An 18,254-nucleotide genomic window follows, 5' to 3' on the forward strand; every position below is an offset into this window, starting at 1 on the left:
TTGACTAATTTTCCAAGGTGTATTCACCTGATTATGGAGTTGTAATGAAAAAGCTGATCCCGCTACTACTTCTTGTTGTTGCTATGCCATCATGGGCACAGCGCCAATTTGATATAGAAGTGATCATTTTTAAGCGTGCGGTTAACCCTGAGCAAACCGCTGAATCTTGGCCGAACTCGCTCCCTGAGATTTCCATGAACAAGGTGGGTAACTTAAATGATGCCAACTATCGCACGCGAAAAGGAGTAGAGCTTCTACCAGCTTCGTCTTATAAGCTGAACTCTCAGGTTCAGAAGTTGAAAAATCATGCGGGTTTCAAAGTCTTACTACATACCGCTTGGCGTCAAGGAGACGGTAACCGTCACGTTGCCCCTACATTTCACATTCAAGCTGGACGCGATTTTTCCGGCCAGTTTAACGCTGACGGTTCACAAAGATACTCTGCAGGTACGGAAGTTATTGATGGCGTAACAGAAGAAACTATCGCTAAACCACTCTATGAGTTAGATGGTAAGCTTCAGGTTTACGTCGAGCACTACCTTTATGCAGACTTAAAACTAGATTTGAAGTCTCCAAGCGTTCGTGAAGTCTCTTTCGAGTCCAAGCCTATAGATTTAACAACGACCGAAAACACACTCACTGATGAGCCAGTTCAGGCTGGCTTAATGGAAGACGTTACTCCAACTCTTCATACCGAGGAATTCTTAAAGAGTTACCGGATGGATCAAAAACGACGCATGCGAAGTACTGAAACCCATTTCCTAGATCACCCACTACTCGGTATGATCATTCAAGTACGTCGAGTCGCTCAGTAAGCAGAATAAAACCAAATAACAAGCAGCCCTTAGATAGGGCTGTTTTACTATCAAGGAGTGATATGAGCCCAGACTACCACATCATTACCCCTCGGCTTGTCTTAAAGCTCATTCCACAAGAAGATGCTACCAAGTTGGCTGATTGCGTCACAAGCTCTCCGAGCCTACACCGCTGGATAGACTGGTGCCATGCCCAATTTTCAACCAAAGAAGCAGAGAGATTCATTCTAGCTACGCGCCTCAATTGGGTGAAATCAGAAGCCTATGGATTTGGCGTATATCGCCGATGTGACAATGCGCTGATTGGCATGGTCGCCATTAACGAACTCTACCATACCTTCAACATGGCAAGCCTCGGCTACTGGCTAAGCGATGCTTATCAGAAACAAGGCTATGCCAAAGAAGCCTTCGATTCATTAGTTGAGTTTTGCTTTTCTCAACTAAAAGTGACTCGCATCGAGGTGGTGTGCGATCCGGAGAATAAGCCGAGTCAAAAGTTAGCGGAATCGTGTGGTGCTCAATACGAAGTCAGCGCTCCAAACCGCTATCTCTTTGACGGTCAGCCTCGACAAGGTTTTGTCTATTCCATCCTCCCAGACAATCGCTGATAGCTTCCTCTTGAACCCGAGACCACTTAGCGGTGGGATATTGTGATAATGGATACGAAAAGAGCACTCATTGGTGCTCTTTGTTTGTCGTTTCCAGCATTAATGTAGCTTGAGGTTTGGACGAAGGACTCGGTTGATCCGCCCCATCAAAATAATTAGAGCCGTCTTGAACACGCCATGTAACGCCATTTGATGTAAGCGATAAAGCGATATATAAACGACTCGTGCAATGCGACCTTCCACCATCATAGAACCTTTGGTTAGATTACCCATCAAGCTCCCTACGGTCGAAAACTGACTCAAAGACACCAAAGAACCTTTATCTTTATAGACATAGGCTTTCAGATCTCGACCATTCAACTTCGCAACGATGTTAGAAAATGCGCAGCTTGCCATTTGATGCGCAGCTTGGGCTCGTGGGGGAACAAAAGAACCATCTGCTTGTGTACACTGAGCCAAATCACCGATAACAAAAATATCGTCATCACGAGTCGTCTGTAGCGTATCTTTTACCACCAATTGATTAATAGGGTTAGTCTCAAGACCACCAATGTCTTTGACAAAGTCCGGAGCTTTGATGCCAGCAGCCCAAACCATAATTTGAGCAGGAATCTTTTCTCCATCTTTGGTGAGTAGTCCATCATCACCAACTTCTGTGACCATGGTCGTAGTACGAACCTTCACACCTAGTTTGGTCAGCTCATGATGCGCTGCACTGGAAATTCGTGGTGGGAGAGCAGGAAGAATGCGTTCACCAGCTTCGATTAAGTTGACATTGAGCTTACTGGAGTCAAGATCACCAAAGCCATAGGTGCGAAGCTCTTTTACGGCATTGTGAAGTTCTGCCGACAATTCAACGCCTGTTGCACCCGCACCTACAATTGCAATATCAACAGTGCCATGGCCATGCTTGGCGTGTAATTTGAGGAACTCATTGTTCATCTCAGTTCTAAACTTGTGTGCCTGTTCAGTGCTATCTAAGAAAATGCAATGTTCACGGACACCCGGAGTATTAAAGTCATTGGAAGTAGAGCCAAGAGCCATGACGAGAATGTCATATTCAAGTTCACGTTCTGGCATTAAAAGCTCATCATGTTCATCTCTAAGTTCGCCCAGCCTGATGACTTTGCGCTCTCTATCGATATCCTCAAGGCTACCCATTTGGAAATCAAAATGATGATTTTTTGCATGTGCGCGATAGCTTAGAGCATCGACCCCTTCGTCTAATGAACCTGTAGCCACCTCATGCAAAAGAGGTTTCCACAAATGGCTTGCTTTCCGGTCGACAAGGGTCACTTTCGCTCGTCCTTTTCGACCCAATGTACGGCCAAGTTTAGTAACAAGCTCAAGTCCGCCTGCACCACCACCTACTACGATAATTCGAGTCACAGCAACAATCCTCTAGAAATAAAAAATAGGTTTCGAGCCGATGATTCGTCTCGATAAAATTGTGTGATTTCATGCCGGTCTGCTGAAAAAGGTTTCAGTCTTACGACGTCAAGGCAATTAGAGGTTTCGTTTGTAATGTTGGACACGTTAATTGGAAAATATGTTTCTGAGATCAAAGCCAATCTGCTCAGATAATTAACATTCTGTGGGCAAGCTCTACACTCGCTCTCAATTTTTTTTGATATTTATCAAAAAATTTATAATAGATTCATTATATAGAGCAAAATATGCCACGCAACAAAAGATTACATCAATTACCCTTAAATTTGTCGCGATGTTGAAATGAATGGGAAGTAAGAAAGCGAAGTGCTAGACACACTTCGCTTATTAGTCATCTGAGTTGAAGAAAACGATTAACTTGCAGACTTAAAAGCTTTCATCGTTTGTAGGTGTTGGGAGATCTTCTTAAATTTGTGGCTTTGCGTTTCATCCCATATCACTTGATAGTAAAGACCTAATTCATCAGCCGTTTTTCGATTATCGTGTACTTCATCCTCTTTGGATAGGATAACGAGGCAACGGTCTTTATTCTTGGTACGAAATTCTTCAACACATTTGGTGGCGATATCTTCGTACTCCTCAGGGCGGTCAATGCGGCCCTGCATTGTTTTTTCTGGGTGCAGGTTAGGATTGAAAATCACCTGCTTGATACCACATAAAAAGCCTATTCGCTCAGACCAGTAGCCACCTAATCCAACACCACAAATAATTGCATCGCGATCCCCAGACTGCTCAATCGCTTTATGAACTTCTTTGAGTAGGTGTTGCATATCATGCTTAGGATGCAAAGTGCTGTAGTTAATAAAGCGGACGTCTTCATCAATGAACTGCAACTGAAGCACTTTTTCGTGGTTTCCTGGACTTGTGGAATCAAAACCATGTAAGTAAATAATCATTCTATCACCCTCGATTCTTATCCATTAAATCTACCACGAAAAGAAAGGTTTTAAAGTCAGCGTAAACAATTAAGTATGTCAGACGTTCAAACAGTGATCTTAGCTACAAAATGTGTCGCGTAAAGCTTGTGCTTGGGTTAAATACTGCTCATCTCCCCAAAGCTGATAGGCCAATAAATACCAAAGCATTGCCATCATGGTTGCTCTGGGTTGCCAAGCAAGGACACCCTCGACCCAATCATCGACTCCATCAATGTTTCTTAGCTGGCAATACCGATATACTGACTCTAGTGGCTTTTCCCCCACCACACCAATACTGAGAGTCAAATCCAAGCGAGGATCTGCAATCGCTGCATATTCCCAATCAATCACCATGATACCCTCTGAGTGTTTAACCATGTTATAGCCCGCTAAATCTAAGTGACAAAGAGCTAAGCCAACATCAGCCAGACTTGGTGAACTGCGCCATTGCTGGTAAATATCCAGATAGTCGTTAGATCTTAACTCTTCTCGTAGTTGCATCCAGTAGTGGTCAACACGAGCGGTAAAATTAAACGGAGCAACCGGAATCCTTGTGGTGTCCAAACTGTGGATCTTAATCATCGTTTTGAGTAACGAATCAAAAGGTAAGCCATCAGCCAACGACTCCCCTTCAATCCATTCGACTAGTAGCCCATGCTCATTAATCTGAATAGCTTTAGGCCCAAGTAGAAACTCTTCGACAGCAGATAGAATTTGATATTCTTGAAAGCGGGAAATGGAGAAGGCTTTAGTGATTGGTGTGTTAGGTCGCCAAACAAAACAATCGCCGCTTTGGGTAACCACCTTCCAGCAGCGATTGGTCAATCCTCCGGTTAACGTTTGAGCATGATCCGGAGCAATAGAAAAGAAGTGATCCAATGACTTTAATGAATCGTCTAACTGACATGCTTCATGCCATGACATCCTGGCCATAAATCACTCCTCTATCAATTAAAGCCCTAAGAAGCTCTTAGACTCTTGCTTACGAATTTCAGTCTCATCGGCCCACTCAATAAGACCTGTTTCAAGATCCATGAGACGCATGGTCATTTTGTAATAGACATCTTTATCGCTGCCACCTGCTTTAGCAATGCTCGACAGGTTTCCGTATAGCATGTATTGAGCCCCTACCATCTTACCAAATTGGATAGCTGTACTCTGGTTAACTAATTCGTCGTTGTTCTGGAAATTAAGCTGATCACGAACTGACTCAACTCGGTCCATATCAACAAAGCGGAATTTACCTGAGTTCAACAACTTAGTACTGATAGTATCGGTAATAGATTCAGTATCAATGTGTTCACTTGTTTTATTCTTGATGCGTTCGACAAAAACAATAGGACGAGAATCACGAGTGATCGCAGAAACAGAGCCAGACACCATCATGCTATCGACCATTTCACCTGCAATCTTTTGCAAATCGGTTGAGCCAAAATCGATTGTCGTGGTTTCCACCGCTTGTGCATCACCGTAGCTCACTTTATTAGAACAGCCGCCTAAAATGACAGCTAAGCCAAGTAATGCAATAACACTTTTTTTCATTCTTGGTTCCTCAAACTTTTATAGAATCTTATGTTATGAGTGTATGACTAAAGTTAATGAACTTTAGTTCGGTTTAGTGTTCATTTTCGCGAATCTGAACACGGAACTGAGTACCATTCGGATTCACTGAAACTTCAGAAATAGCAATGGTTTCCATGCCACGGACGATAGCCTGACGCCAAGGACCTAACTTGCTATTCACTTCTAGACCCTCATCGTCATACCAGTAAAAGCGATACTGAATATGTTGATCACCCTGGTATTGACTCGCTAAGCGGACAATCCCCCGAGCACGGCCATCAACTTGCGTTGTTGAGATATCTTCGATTTGCAGGCGCCCTGCGAGGACGTTGTCACCAAATAAAACGGTTTGCGACTGACCATCAATCCGCAGCCCTGCTGTGTTACTAGAACAGCCAACCATCACCAAAGCAGCCATTACTGCAATAAGCCATTTTTTCATCGAATTTTTCCTAACTGTTTATGCCAAATTGTAGCACTGCCTCCCTGACGAGAGACCCAAACTAAAGCAGTACGACCTGCTTCAACATCAAACTGGTACTCCTGACCCGCAACATGAATCACCTGTTTCCCTGGCTTCACGACGGCACTGCTACTACGAATTTCTCCAGGTAACGTAATCCAACTGCGTGTATCCGGTTGCTCTGTCAATGTATTCCAAATATTGAGCAAGGCATTACCAAGTTCATCATCTTGGGCTGCACTCTTACGCAGCTCATCCTTGGCCCAAACCCGTAATGCCTGACGGATAATGATCATTGGCATTCGCTCAGATAAGTCTCTCTGCGCCATCAAGTTAACGTCTGTCAGCAAGTCACTACGCAGCTTATTATTATTGAGCTGTACTGGAGTAAACGACTGACTAACTGGCTGAGGGTAATAAGGTAATGCGATAGAGTACAACGCCCCATTACCACGACCATCGTAAAGAGGTAAAGACTGCTTCCAGCCACGCATCGCCTCGACGATACCTTGCTCTTCTAAGACGATAACTCTTGCTTCGTCGTCACTTAAGTAACGGGCCTCGCCGTAATACTTCTCTAGCTGAACGAGGTCTTCATTCATGCCTAGTCGCTTTGCAACTCGCTTAGCGCCATCAATGATCTCAGCATTATCTGGCATCACGGCTAATGCACGCCGATAATCCACATAGGCATCGTTTAAGGAGTTATCCGCTTCATAAAGCAAAGCCGATAAATACAACAGATAGCCATTTTGTACCGCCTGTAGGGTTTCACCCGCATCTGGGTAGCTCGATAAAATACTACCAAGGTTCGATGTTAATCCCTGAGCCTGTAAGTCCTGCTGGGCAGACTCTAGCTCTCTTTCTCTGTCCTTACGAGCTTGCTCCTGAACCTGATTTGCACGGCGCATTTCAATCAACGCACCTTCAAGGCTGTTGTTCTTGAGGTAACTCAAGCCCAAATAAAGGTGTAAAAAGCCTAGCTCGTAATCAGCCGGTGTATATATGTCCAGATTATCATTGACAGCCAAAGCACCAATACTTGTCGCCGTCCCTGTGACAGATATTGTTGCTTTATCCTGCTGAACTCGAACCGCTTGGTCACTCGCTTCAAACGCGGACTTACTGTCAGCGTACTGCTGATTAAGCAAGTAAACTCTGCCTCTCTCAAAGTTATCCAGAATATCGCCAGCAACATTTTCAGGTAAGGCTTCTTCAGCCTTTTGATATTGACCTGCTTTGACTGACTGATAGACCTCATCATTTTGTGCGCTGTAATGACTAAATAAGTTCCCAGCAGAAAAATTGGCACAGGCAGAAAGTGCAGCAGAGCTGAATATCACGAATGCGAGTCGAATGTGTTTACGCACTTCGTACTCCGAAATTAGTTATTAGATTTTCATCATCGTCGCGATTGGACAACGGCATTAATAAAAAGTTTGTATGAATACCGCCATCCTTATAAGAAATATATCTTTAACTCATTAACATTGGCCCAAGTGGACGGCCGCCAACCAAATGCATATGGATATGATAAACCTCTTGCCCACCATGAGAATTACAGTTCACGATTAAACGGTAACCGTCCTCATCAATGCCCTCTTCTTTAGCAAGCTTACGCGCGACAGTGAACATGCGCCCCATCGCGGCTTCATCCGCCTCTTCAATATCATTCGTTGTTGGGATTAATTTATTAGGGATGATCAAAATGTGACTTGGCGCACGAGGGTTGATGTCACGAAATGCGGTAACGAGGTCATCTTGGTAAACCACGTCGGCAGGGATTTCTTTGCGAATAATTTTACTGAAAATGGTTTCTTCAGCCATGAAGCACTCCATTAAGCGTTGTTATCGTTGATCGTTTCCATGGAGTATGCGCTAAGCTTGTCCAGATCACAATAAAAAACAGTGTTCACTTAACATATACACCGTACTGATAGTAGTAGATGGCTAAATTTGTATGATGCGTCATAAAATGCGCGTCTCACCCTCAATACAATACCTCTCTTTTTGTTAATTTTTTAAGACAAGTAAGTTTTAGGGAGAGATCTATGAGAGGCTCAGTGATCAAGCGTATGTACGCTGGGTTTGCATTGATCATCATAATGTTTGTTATTTCAACTATTATGACAATGCGAGGGATGCAACAAATTCACACCAACTTTGGCAGTGTTTCAAACACCGCTTTACCTTTAGTGTCACAATCTAACCAGACCAGCGTTTACCTACTCTCTGCCGACAAGCTTTTTAAGGACTTTTTGACAACGCAGAGCTCAAGTCGCATGGAGGAGATTCGCGGACAATTTGACCAAGCAAAACAACGCTACGGTCAAGCGCTTCTGGATTTAGCCAAAGCGAGTGATGGAAATACCGAACTACTGACCAGTATCGAACAGCTTAAAGAGATGGAGCAGCGATACTTCACCGAAGCCGACGACGCTATGAGTAACTATCGCGACATGTTTGTTGCTCAAGCCGAAGTACAGAAATCATCTCGCCGCTTCCAACGCCTACATTCTGAGCTCAGTGTGGGTATGAAAGAATATGTCGATGACCAAAGTAGTATTTCGGTTAAAGTGATGGCTAAAAGTTACTTTATCAAACTAAAAGATGCTGAGGTCATTACTTCTGATGCTCTGGCAAGCAATGATCTAGAATTCGTCAACAAGGCCGTAGCCAAAAACAAAAAGGCGGTCACCCACCTTAATTATGCCTACCGCGGTTTGACCGCTCAGATGCCAGAGATCAAGCAAGTTTTCGATGCGTCTGTTCAGCAGTTCACCACTGATATCGGAAAAAAAGGCGGCGTACTCGACCAGCATGCGTCCTACCTTCAAGCGAAAGCAGCCCTTTACGCTAACATTGCTAACCTGACCTTAGAAGTCGATAATACAATGGCAGTCTTAACTTCCTTTGGTCAAGCAGCTCAGGACAGCCTTCACGCTTCTCTTGCAGAAGCCAGTGAGGTATATGATCAAGGTGTTATCAATTCTGTCGCACTGGGTGCTCTCGTCATAGCCCTTGCTATAGGTATTGGCTATCACATTGCCCATAGCGTACGGTCACCTCTGACTCGTATCCTCTCAACTCTAGAGAGTTTGACACAAGGTGATATGACTCAACGAATAGAGATACGCTACAACAACGAATTTAGCCGAGTCAGTGGACACATCAATTCTCTGGCGGATAACCTCCACGATATTTTGCAAAAATTAAACAGTGCGTCAGACAACCTAACCAATACTGCCAGTATTAACCAAGAAACCTCCTCTCAGGCACAATCGCAACTTAGTCAACAGCGCGAGCAAACCGCGAATGTTGCAACGGCAATGACTGAGATGGCTCACTCTGTTCAAGAGGTTGCTCAAAGTGCGCAAAGCTCTCAACAGATGGTCGAGCAAGTTGAAAGCGCTTCAGAATCTGGTCGCCAGATAATGAACGACAACATTACAACGATTAACCAACTTGAAACACGCTTAACTCAATCCGTTGATGCCGTCAAAGATCTCCAATCGATGAGCAGTCAGATAGGCTCAATTTTAGATGTGATTCGCAATATCGCCGAGCAAACCAATTTGCTGGCATTAAATGCAGCCATCGAAGCTGCGCGAGCTGGTGAGCAAGGTCGTGGCTTTGCGGTCGTCGCGGACGAAGTTCGAGTACTAGCGCAACGTACGACAGAGTCCACATCAGAAATCGAAAACATGATCAGCAACCTACAAAATAGCTCCACCTCTGCCAACAAGGTCATTCAAAGTTGTATGGAGGATATGGATCAATCGGTGGCTCAGGCTTCCAATGCCAATAGTGCCATGGAAGAAATTCAAGCACTGATCATAGAAATTAGCCAAATGAGTGGCCATATCTCTCAGGCTGCGGCAGAGCAAAGCGAAACAACTGGAGAAATTGCTCGCAACATTGATGAGATAAATCAAATTGCTGATTCTAGTTATCAAGCAATGGCGAAAATTGCGCAAACCAGCACCGACTTAACCCAGCTAGCTAACCAGCAAGGTGAATTAGTACATCGCTTTAAACTCTAGTTTTGTAAAGACAATGCAAATAATTCATCTCGGGCGGTTAATTTTATTAATCGCCCTTGTTTTTTATATGCGCTGTCGTTATATGGTTACTAAGGCTTGCCCACTTCTCACTTCACATTTTTTGCAAGCCAATCATGAGGAAGGTTTATGGCAGTTCATGTTGGCATCATTGATCAGGACCCAATTCGTTTAGTCACACCATTATTGGATAACCGAACCGTCAGTGATCACATTGTTTTTATAGGCGTTAAAAGCCAGAAAGATATGTACCATCGTCTACATAGTGTTCTGGCCAAAAGAAACATCACATCAGAGTTTTTTGAGATTCCAAATGTGGCCAATACATCGCGAATAAAGCGTGCCGTCGGCATACTTGCCGATGACCTGAGTGTGCGTGGGGAGGATGTCAAACTTAATGCAAGTTGTGGCCTACGTCACCGCCTACTCTCGGTATACGAAGTATTTCGTACTTTCCATTGGCCTATTTTTGTCGTCGAGCCAAACAGTGATCGCCTTTGTTGGCTATACCCTGATGGAAAGGAAGACACTCAGGTAGAAGATCGTATTACTATTGACGACTACCTCACTGTATTTGGTGCCCGTGGTGAATTCAATCAGCAACAACTCCCTCCGCAGCTTGATCAGAAACTCTATGAACTCGGTGAACGCTGGGCCAGTAACGCTCTTGAACTAGGGCCTGGTTTAGCTACACTTAACTACCTCGCCACAACCTGCCGTAAAGAGCAAAAACTCGATGTGGCGCTGTCTGAAAAGCAGCAAGGCTATCGTGAGCTTAACATGCTGCTCAGTGACCTAGTAGAAGCTGAAATCGCCACTTATGAGAATGGGATCTTGACCTTCGCAGATGAAGATGCTCGACGTTTTTCTAACGGTGAATGGTTAGAAACTCTGGTTCATAGCACAGTACGTCAAATCCAAAAAGACATGCCTACTATTCAAGATCATTCACTCAACGTCCAAGTCTACCGTCAGCTTGGAGACCGCGAAGTACGCAATGAATTGGACGTGGCTTCTGTGGCAAATAACAAACTTCATATCATTGAATGTAAAACGAAGGGAATGCGGGACGATGGTGACGACACCTTGTACAAACTGGAATCACTAAGGGATTTGCTTGGCGGTTTACAGGCTCGTGCTATGCTGGTTAGCTTCCGACCATTGCGCTACAACGATATCACTCGGGCTGAAGATTTGGGCTTGGCTTTGATCGGTCCTGATGAGCTCAAAGATCTCAAAACACACCTTACCAACTGGTTTAAAGAAGCCGGTGGCTACGACGACTGTGATGTCTGCTAACGTTGCCTTCAACCATAACTCTAAGAATACAAAAAACCCGCCATGATAGCGGGTTTTCTTCATTTAAACTAAACGATTAGCAATCGTCTTCAGTGAAATTCGTCGGTAAAGACGTTTTCATCTCATTCCAAATCTGCGCACTTTCCATACCATAGTGGCGAACCACCACGATGATTTTGTCTCGGTTACCTGTCTCACAAACTTCTAGCAAGTCGCGGTAAAACTGTAGAGCCAAATTGCGTGCTTCTGGGTTAGAGAAATAGTAACTCCCTACGCGATCATAGAGCTTCTTAAGACCATTAAAGATCAGACCGTAGATTTGGTTACCTGAGTGAAAAGCCAAACGCTGGAACAACATATAGTCGTAATAGTTAAAGGTCTTAGCGATCAAAGTAGCCTGACGCTTCGTTTCGTCTTTCTCACCATCATCTTTAATGTGCTGCTGAATTTTTTCAGCGTACGGAGAAGACGCCATAAAGGTATCCCAAGAATCCGCAGCTAACAGGCTTTCACAAGACTCAATGACACCGCTAATAGTGCGCTCTGCACTTTCTTTATTCGCTTTGAACGCGTAACGCATAAAGATAGGGCTGATGTTAGTACGTGCTGCAAGCAAATCTTCAACAATAGATGTTGCGTTATCTGCATCAAGAGTCATCAGAGTATCGAGGATATGCAACCCCGATGTTTCCATAAACTGGTTCACCTTAGTCGGTTTACCATGTTGAATGGTTAACCAACCGTCACGAGCTAAGCGCTGAAGCACTTCACGCAGTGTCGTTCTGGTTACCCCAATTAATTCAGAGAGCTCGCGTTCAGCGGGAAGAATAGAGCCTGGAGGGAAGCGCCCTTTCCAAATACTCTCAATGATGTATTTTTCTGCAAAACCTGCAGGGCTCTTTGCCTTAATGACCATTAACTTAACTATCCAATATTTTTATTTATAGGGTCGAATAGAACTCATCATACCACTAGTTCTCACGTATCGGAAACAAACCTACAGTAAACATGCCTCAAACCAACAATGGAGTTAAAGCTCTAATTTAAGCTGATAGATTGCGTTATTATGTCTTTGAGTCAAAGCTGATTTATTTTAGATTTAATAAAAAGTTAATACTTATTAGCCCTTATAGGTATTGACTTCTAATGCAAAAAATAATTTTTTATATTTGCAAAGTAACTGGCTCATTTCCATTCAATATAATGACATAATCTGTCTTATTCAGCCTTTTCATCCCTGAGCTGCCATGAATTGTTTTTTTTCACAACTCTCATCCCACTTTAACGCCACTCGGATCGCGTTTTTAAACAAAAGTCCACTGAGTATTTTATCAAGATAAACATTATTATTGACTAAATTAACTTGAGGAGTACAGTTGCGACCGAAGTAAGGAGTGCTTGTCTTTCTCAGGGAGTGACTTGGCAAGGCCACATGACATATTTCTCTATGTTGTTTTTCTAAGTCACTGTTGAATCAGGTCTGTTTCAACATTTGTTTTGTCCGCTACGTGTTCACTTAATTGCGGTGGCTCAAACCAAATTTTGTGCAGATATAGATACAAGCACACGCAGTGTCTATTCATTACAACATTTAAGAGTATTAGTATCATGCCGATGTCACTCGGGAATGCTTTCATTAAGAACTTCTTAGGCAAAGCTCCAGATTGGTATAAAGTTGCCATCATTTCATTTCTCATTATCAACCCCATTGTCTTTTTCTTAGTTGACCCATTTGTTGCTGGTTGGCTACTGGTTGCAGAGTTTATTTTTACGCTTGCGATGGCCCTAAAATGCTATCCTCTACAGCCTGGTGGTCTTCTCGCTATTGAAGCGATAGCAATTGGTATGACTAGCCCCGAGCAAGTAAAGCACGAATTAGTCGCCAATATTGAGGTTCTTTTACTGCTGGTCTTCATGGTTGCCGGTATCTACTTCATGAAGCAGCTCTTGCTGTTTATCTTTACCAAAATTCTTCTCGGCATTCGCTCTAAGAGCCTACTTTCAGTAGCATTTTGTTTCGCAGCGGCTTTCCTGTCTGCCTTCTTAGATGCGCTGACAGTCATCGCAGTTGTTATCAGCGTGGCAGTGGGCTTCTACGCTATTTATCACAAAGTTGCATCAGGAAAAGGCTCAACCGCCTCACACGACCACACTCAAGACGATCATCTTTCGGAGCTCACGCGTGATGACTTGGAAAACTATCGTGCATTTCTACGCTCATTATTGATGCATGCAGGTGTCGGTACTGCACTCGGTGGTGTAATGACCATGGTGGGTGAACCACAAAACCTAATTATTGCCGATCAAGCAGGTTGGCAGTTTGGCGAATTCATTATCCGCATGTTGCCAGTGACAGCTCCGGTTTTTGTTTGTGGCCTCATCACCTGTGTTCTTGTCGAAAAACTGAAAATTTGTGGTTACGGAGCTCAACTTCCTGATAATGTTCGTCAGATTCTGGTTGACTTCGATAATGCAGAGCGTAAGACACGTACCAAGCAAGATGTCGCCAAGCTATGGATCCAAGGTGCGATCGCAGTCTGGTTGATTGTAGGTCTGGCACTTCACCTGGCCGCCGTTGGTTTGATTGGTCTTTCAGTGATTATCTTAGCAACCGCATTCACGGGCGTGATTGAAGAGCACTCTTTGGGTAAGGCATTTGAAGAAGCCCTGCCATTTACCGCACTACTGGCTGTTTTCTTCTCTGTTGTTGCTGTTATTATCGACCAAGAACTGTTCAAGCCTGTTATCGATACGGTTCTTCATGTCGAAGATAAAGGTGCTCAGCTAGCTTTGTTCTACATTGCTAATGGTTTACTGTCTATGGTGTCTGATAATGTTTTCGTTGGTACGGTATACATCAATGAAGTCAAAACGGCTTTAGTCGAAGGTATCATCAGTCGTGACCAGTTCGACTTACTTGCAGTCGCTATCAACACAGGCACTAACCTACCTTCAGTGGCAACACCAAACGGACAAGCTGCTTTCCTATTCCTACTAACATCAGCATTAGCGCCTCTAATTCGCTTGTCGTACGGGCGAATGGTGATCATGGCTCTGCCTTATACCGTCGTCTTAGCGTTGGTCGGTTTAGCCGGTATCATCTATCTTGTAGAGCCAATGACGGCATGGTTCTATGACGCAGGTTGGATTGCACAGCATACAGGTGAAGTTATCCAAGCAGTATCCGGTGGACATTAATCACTAAAAATCAAAACTTTTAGTTGAAGTCGAAACTTTTCCAAGATAAAAAGCTCTGATTAGTCAGAGCTTTTTTTTATAACAGGACCACTCTGTGAACATTCTTTCTAACATCAAGCATTTTTCCCAAATACGCCTATCTTGGCTGCTATTACTTGCTTTTGTCGTTTTCTTTGAAGCAGCTGCCTTATATTTTCAACATGTTATGTTACTCGCACCTTGTGTGATGTGTATCTATGAGCGAGTTGCCATGCTGGGCGTTGGTGTAGCGGCTCTGATTGGTTTAGCCGCTCCGAACAATACAGCGATACGTTGGTTTGGTTTAGCGGCATGGGGTGCCAGCGCTTATAAAGGTTTAATGTTGGCATTAGAGCACGTTAACTATCAGTTCAATCCGTCTCCCTTTGCCACCTGCGATTTATTCGTCACTTTCCCAGATTGGGCACCTCTTAACCAATGGGCACCTTGGATGTTTGAAGCCTTTGGAGACTGTAGCAAAGTCGTTTGGCAATTCCTGTCACTATCCATGCCACAATGGCTAGTTGTCATCTTTGCAGCAAATTTAGCGGCACTGGCTGTTATCGTTATTGCGCAGTTTACAAAAGCTAGAAGCTAGAAGCTAGAAGCTAGAAGCTAGAAGCTAGAAGCTAGAAGCTAGAAGCTAGAAGCTAGAAGCTAGAAGCTAGAAGCTAGAAGCTAGAAGCTAGAAGCTAGAAGCTAGAAGCTAGAAATTAAAAAAGGGTTGGCTCATATGGTCAACCCTTTCATTTTGATTTGTCATCCATTATTCAGATGGCATTAGTTCATCTCACGACCAGGTGCTGGAGCTAACACTTCTCTGTTACCATTGTGCCCCGGCGCGCTCACAATGCCTTGAGCTTCCAGTTGTTCGACAATCCGTGCAGCACGGTTGTAACCGATCTTAAATCGTCGCTGAACTCCTGATACAGACCCTCGACGAGACTGAACGACATGCTCTACGACTTGATCGAACAACGGATCCATTTCTTCCTCACCTTCAGGTTTTTCTCCCGGCAACAATGCCTCTGGCCCTTGATCACCATTGGTGATCTCATCAATATAGTTTGGCTTACCGCGCGCTTTCCAGTTATTTACCACAGCATGTACGTCATCATCCGATGCAAACGCACCGTGTACACGCACCGTATGACTAGAACCCGGAGGTAGATAAAGCATGTCACCCATACCTAATAGTGATTCAGCGCCACCTTGGTCAAGAATGGTTCTTGAGTCAGTTTTCGTCGATACCGTAAACGCCACTCGAGTTGGGATATTAGCTTTAATCAAACCGGTGATAACATCGACAGAAGGTCGTTGCGTCGCCAGTATCAAATGAATCCCTGCTGCTCGTGCTTTTTGAGCAAGTCGAGCAATCAGCTCCTCTACTTTCTTACCCACCACCATCATCAGATCGGCAAACTCATCGACAATGACGACTATGTATGGCAATTTCTCCAGCAATGGCGGAGTTTCATCCATACTGTCACCCGGTTGCCACAGTGGGTCGTGAATCGGATGCCCTGCTTCTGCTGCCATCTTAAGCTTGTCATTAAAGCCTTTGATATTACGAACACCCAACGCGGACATCAGTTTGTATCGACGCTCCATTTCACCGACACACCAACGCAGCGCGTTCGATGCATCTTTCATATCCGTCACCACTTCAGAAAGTAAATGAGGAATACCTTCGTATACCGACAGCTCAAGCATTTTCGGATCAATCATGATAAAGCGAACATCTTCAGGCGTCGCTTTGTAAAGCATACTTAAAATCATGACATTCACACCAACCGATTTACCTGACCCCGTAGTACCTGCGACCAAAACGTGCGGCATCTTCGACAAGTCAGCGACGACTGCTTCGCCAGCAATATCCTGACCTAGTACTACGGTTGTCGGAGATTTAGCTTCAATAAAGTGCTGACTGCCAACAACATCTGAGAAATAGACTGTCTGACGGCTCATATTCGGTAACTCAAGGCCGACATAGGGTTTACCAGGTATCACTTCCACTACTCGGACAGCCATCGCTGACAATGAACGAGCCAAGTCCATCGAAAGGCCGGAAATACGGCTCACCTTCACTCCTGGCGCTAAATCTAGCTCGAATCGAGTAATCACCGGTCCAGGGAAAATATCAACGACTTCGGCTTTGATCTTATAATCAGCAAGCTTAGATTCAACTAAGCGAGCAATTTCTTCCAATGCTTCGCGATCGATGAAGTTTTCGCGCTTCTCAGGGTGATAAAGCAATTCCAATGTCGGCATTGGTTCTTTCGGTTTTGGTAGGTTCGCTTCTTTCTGGACGAGGAATGGATTCTGCTGTGCGGTGACTTTCGCTTGAGCATCAGCGACAATATTTTGGAACGCCTCTACATCTTCATCTTCGCCTTCTTCAGCTAATGCAGGATCCGAAGTATCATTATCTGCCACATCAAATGTCGAAATCACTGGTTCCTGTTGGGTGCTTCCGGGCTCAACATGACTTGAAATGCGCTCAAGCTCGGTAGGATCAATAACTGGTTCAACAATCTCATGCTCTTCATGACCCTCTTCACTATTCCACGGCATCTCGTTAACGGAGCCATCAATAGTTTTTGGCTTTTCAGCCATATCGGGTACTTCCTCAGTTTCCACGACATGGGTAGCTTCTGAGGTAGTGGCTTGCTCTTGAATGGCAAAGTCATCCTCACTTTGAGCAACCGCTTCTAGCTCTTCGATTGTAGAACCCAATTGCTTAGTACGTTCCTCTTGAGACACTTCATCATAAAAGTCAGCTCGCTCTGGATGAGCAACTTCAGGCTCCGGCTCAGTAATTTGCTCTGAGGCTTGAGGTTCAACCACTGCGCAATCGGCAATGGGAACATTGACTACTGATTCTTTATGAACTTCAGGCATGTGGATATTGAATCGACGTGGTGCTTTATCAGGTTCCCTTGTGAACAAGACGTCTTCTTGCTCTACAGCATCATTCACCTGAGGAGCTTCTTCTCGAGGCATCACAAGCTGGGGCTCAAGAATTTCTTCCTTTTCACCCCGAACTCTATTAACCAGACTCGTGAGCGCTTGGATTGCCACTTCCCCAATTCGATCCACAATAGTGAGCCAAGAGATCCCAGTTAACAAAGTAAAACCCGCGCCCCATAAAAATAGGAACACTAGTGTTGTACCTAAAATATTGAGAGTTGGCAGCGCAAGGCTAGTTAAAACATCACCAACAACACCGCCAGACGAGAAATACCAAATATCATCGAAGTTAATATCTGCAAGACCACAGCTCGTCAGGATAAGTATCGTTAAACCTAGAAGACGTGTGCCCCATAGCATCAAATCAATAGATTCATTTTCATCACGCTTTCTGAGCATCACCCAAGCTGTAACGGTAATAACCACAGGGATGGGATAGGCAAGAGAGCCAAACGTGAAAAACAGAGTATCGGCAATCCATGCACCGACAAGGCCGCCTGCATTGTTAATGTCTCCTCCCCAAGCCGTTTGCGACCAAGAAGGATCAGCAGGGCTGAAGGTGAATAATGCGACAGACAATAATATAGAAGACAGTACAATCACAATAAGACTGCACTCTTTAAGGCGTTGAGGCCCATCAAGACGAGAGGACTGAGGCTCTTCTCCAGTTTTGATTATTGTTTCAACTTTATTTTTGTTCTCTTTGAACATAACCAACTTAATCAACTGCGTGATACTGACTCCAAGCAAGACGTTCATACGATGGAACATCCATCCGGCTAATCAGTAAGGAAAAAAATAGTCCGAGCAGCTATGCCACTCGGACTATCGATTTAACCATATTGGGACTTAAAACCCAATTACCTTAAGTCAGAATATCGAAAGGTATTCGC

The 18,254-nt window shown here is 44.2% G+C and carries 15 protein-coding genes; 6 read left to right on the forward strand and 9 right to left on the reverse strand.

Features of this window, described 5'->3' with window-relative positions; translation table 11 throughout:
- Positions 1-44 precede the first annotated feature (44 nt).
- Both L1D15_RS14590 and L1D15_RS14595 read left to right on the forward strand, forming a co-directional pair.
- On the forward strand, positions 45-815 hold the full coding sequence (locus L1D15_RS14590) for a peptidoglycan binding protein CsiV (protein ID WP_239876246.1): 771 nt from the start codon (positions 45-47) through the stop codon (positions 813-815).
- Positions 816-877: 62 nt separating this feature from the next.
- Positions 878-1,423: a GNAT family protein gene (locus tag L1D15_RS14595; protein WP_239876247.1), complete on the forward strand. Its 546-nt coding sequence runs from the start codon at positions 878-880 to the stop codon at positions 1,421-1,423.
- 99 nt (positions 1,424-1,522) lie between these two features.
- Here the strand turns inward: L1D15_RS14595 and L1D15_RS14600 are convergent, their stop codons facing one another.
- From L1D15_RS14600 to hinT, 7 genes are all read right to left on the reverse strand, one after another.
- Complete coding sequence (locus L1D15_RS14600; protein ID WP_239876248.1) at positions 1,523-2,812, reverse strand: NAD(P)/FAD-dependent oxidoreductase; 1,290 nt, start codon at positions 2,810-2,812, stop codon at positions 1,523-1,525.
- A 413-nt stretch (positions 2,813-3,225) separates the two neighbouring features.
- Positions 3,226-3,768, reverse strand: a complete 543-nt coding sequence (ycfP, locus tag L1D15_RS14605) for an alpha/beta hydrolase YcfP (RefSeq protein ID WP_239876249.1) — start codon at positions 3,766-3,768, stop codon at positions 3,226-3,228.
- 99 nt (positions 3,769-3,867) lie between these two features.
- On the reverse strand, positions 3,868-4,722 hold the full coding sequence (locus tag L1D15_RS14610) for a phosphotransferase (protein WP_239876250.1): 855 nt from the start codon (positions 4,720-4,722) through the stop codon (positions 3,868-3,870).
- A gap of 18 nt (positions 4,723-4,740) precedes the next feature.
- On the reverse strand, positions 4,741-5,331 hold the full coding sequence (lpoB, locus tag L1D15_RS14615) for a penicillin-binding protein activator LpoB (protein ID WP_239865869.1): 591 nt from the start codon (positions 5,329-5,331) through the stop codon (positions 4,741-4,743).
- A 73-nt stretch (positions 5,332-5,404) separates the two neighbouring features.
- Positions 5,405-5,794, reverse strand: a complete 390-nt coding sequence (locus L1D15_RS14620) for a YcfL family protein (protein ID WP_239837275.1) — start codon at positions 5,792-5,794, stop codon at positions 5,405-5,407.
- Positions 5,791-7,185, reverse strand: coding sequence for a hypothetical protein (locus tag L1D15_RS14625; protein ID WP_239876251.1), 1,395 nt, complete (start codon positions 7,183-7,185; stop codon positions 5,791-5,793). The genes L1D15_RS14620 and L1D15_RS14625 overlap by 4 nt, the downstream gene beginning before the upstream one ends.
- 106 nt (positions 7,186-7,291) lie before the next feature.
- A complete protein-coding gene (hinT, locus tag L1D15_RS14630) occupies positions 7,292-7,642 on the reverse strand; it encodes a purine nucleoside phosphoramidase (RefSeq protein ID WP_239837277.1) in 351 nt (116 codons plus the stop codon).
- A 224-nt stretch (positions 7,643-7,866) separates the two neighbouring features.
- On the opposite strand from hinT, the gene L1D15_RS14635 reads away from it, so the two are divergent.
- Both L1D15_RS14635 and L1D15_RS14640 read left to right on the forward strand, forming a co-directional pair.
- Complete coding sequence (locus L1D15_RS14635) at positions 7,867-9,858, forward strand: methyl-accepting chemotaxis protein (RefSeq protein ID WP_239876252.1); 1,992 nt, start codon at positions 7,867-7,869, stop codon at positions 9,856-9,858.
- A gap of 147 nt (positions 9,859-10,005) precedes the next feature.
- Positions 10,006-11,175 carry a DUF1887 family protein gene (locus L1D15_RS14640; RefSeq protein WP_239865863.1) on the forward strand — a complete coding sequence of 390 codons (1,170 nt, stop codon included), beginning with the start codon at positions 10,006-10,008 and terminating at the stop codon, positions 11,173-11,175.
- A gap of 76 nt (positions 11,176-11,251) precedes the next feature.
- Here the strand turns inward: L1D15_RS14640 and fadR are convergent, their stop codons facing one another.
- Complete coding sequence (fadR, locus tag L1D15_RS14645; RefSeq protein ID WP_239876253.1) at positions 11,252-12,091, reverse strand: fatty acid metabolism transcriptional regulator FadR; 840 nt, start codon at positions 12,089-12,091, stop codon at positions 11,252-11,254.
- A gap of 692 nt (positions 12,092-12,783) precedes the next feature.
- Between fadR and nhaB the strand changes: the two genes are divergently transcribed.
- Positions 12,784-14,373: a Na(+)/H(+) antiporter NhaB gene (gene nhaB / locus L1D15_RS14650; RefSeq protein ID WP_239837281.1), complete on the forward strand. Its 1,590-nt coding sequence runs from the start codon at positions 12,784-12,786 to the stop codon at positions 14,371-14,373.
- A gap of 94 nt (positions 14,374-14,467) precedes the next feature.
- On the forward strand, positions 14,468-14,989 hold the full coding sequence (gene dsbB, locus L1D15_RS14655) for a disulfide bond formation protein DsbB (protein WP_239865859.1): 522 nt from the start codon (positions 14,468-14,470) through the stop codon (positions 14,987-14,989).
- 182 nt (positions 14,990-15,171) lie between these two features.
- On the opposite strand, the gene L1D15_RS14660 is transcribed toward dsbB, so the two are convergent.
- Entirely contained in the window at positions 15,172-18,072 is a 2,901-nt protein-coding gene (locus tag L1D15_RS14660) for a DNA translocase FtsK 4TM domain-containing protein (RefSeq protein ID WP_239866764.1), read from the reverse strand.
- Positions 18,073-18,254: the final 182 nt, after the last annotated feature.

This window comes from Vibrio sp. Isolate25 (genome assembly GCF_022398025.1).
GTDB classification, from domain to species: domain Bacteria; phylum Pseudomonadota; class Gammaproteobacteria; order Enterobacterales; family Vibrionaceae; genus Vibrio; species Vibrio coralliilyticus_A.

What these genes read in the sequence shown, in the direction of transcription:
- L1D15_RS14660 (WP_239866764.1), bottom strand. Translation starts at nt 18,072, where the DNA reads ATGTTCAAAGAGAACAAAAATAAAGTTGAAACAATAATCAAAACTGGA.
- L1D15_RS14590 (WP_239876246.1), top strand. Translation starts at nt 45, where the DNA reads ATGAAAAAGCTGATCCCGCTACTACTTCTTGTTGTTGCTATGCCATCA.
- fadR (WP_239876253.1), bottom strand. Translation starts at nt 12,091, where the DNA reads ATGGTCATTAAGGCAAAGAGCCCTGCAGGTTTTGCAGAAAAATACATC.
- nhaB (WP_239837281.1), top strand. Translation starts at nt 12,784, where the DNA reads ATGCCGATGTCACTCGGGAATGCTTTCATTAAGAACTTCTTAGGCAAA.
- hinT (WP_239837277.1), bottom strand. Translation starts at nt 7,642, where the DNA reads ATGGCTGAAGAAACCATTTTCAGTAAAATTATTCGCAAAGAAATCCCT.
- L1D15_RS14620 (WP_239837275.1), bottom strand. Translation starts at nt 5,794, where the DNA reads ATGAAAAAATGGCTTATTGCAGTAATGGCTGCTTTGGTGATGGTTGGC.
- L1D15_RS14610 (WP_239876250.1), bottom strand. Translation starts at nt 4,722, where the DNA reads ATGGCCAGGATGTCATGGCATGAAGCATGTCAGTTAGACGATTCATTA.
- L1D15_RS14640 (WP_239865863.1), top strand. Translation starts at nt 10,006, where the DNA reads ATGGCAGTTCATGTTGGCATCATTGATCAGGACCCAATTCGTTTAGTC.
- ycfP (WP_239876249.1), bottom strand. Translation starts at nt 3,768, where the DNA reads ATGATTATTTACTTACATGGTTTTGATTCCACAAGTCCAGGAAACCAC.
- lpoB (WP_239865869.1), bottom strand. Translation starts at nt 5,331, where the DNA reads ATGAAAAAAAGTGTTATTGCATTACTTGGCTTAGCTGTCATTTTAGGC.
- L1D15_RS14635 (WP_239876252.1), top strand. Translation starts at nt 7,867, where the DNA reads ATGAGAGGCTCAGTGATCAAGCGTATGTACGCTGGGTTTGCATTGATC.
- L1D15_RS14595 (WP_239876247.1), top strand. Translation starts at nt 878, where the DNA reads ATGAGCCCAGACTACCACATCATTACCCCTCGGCTTGTCTTAAAGCTC.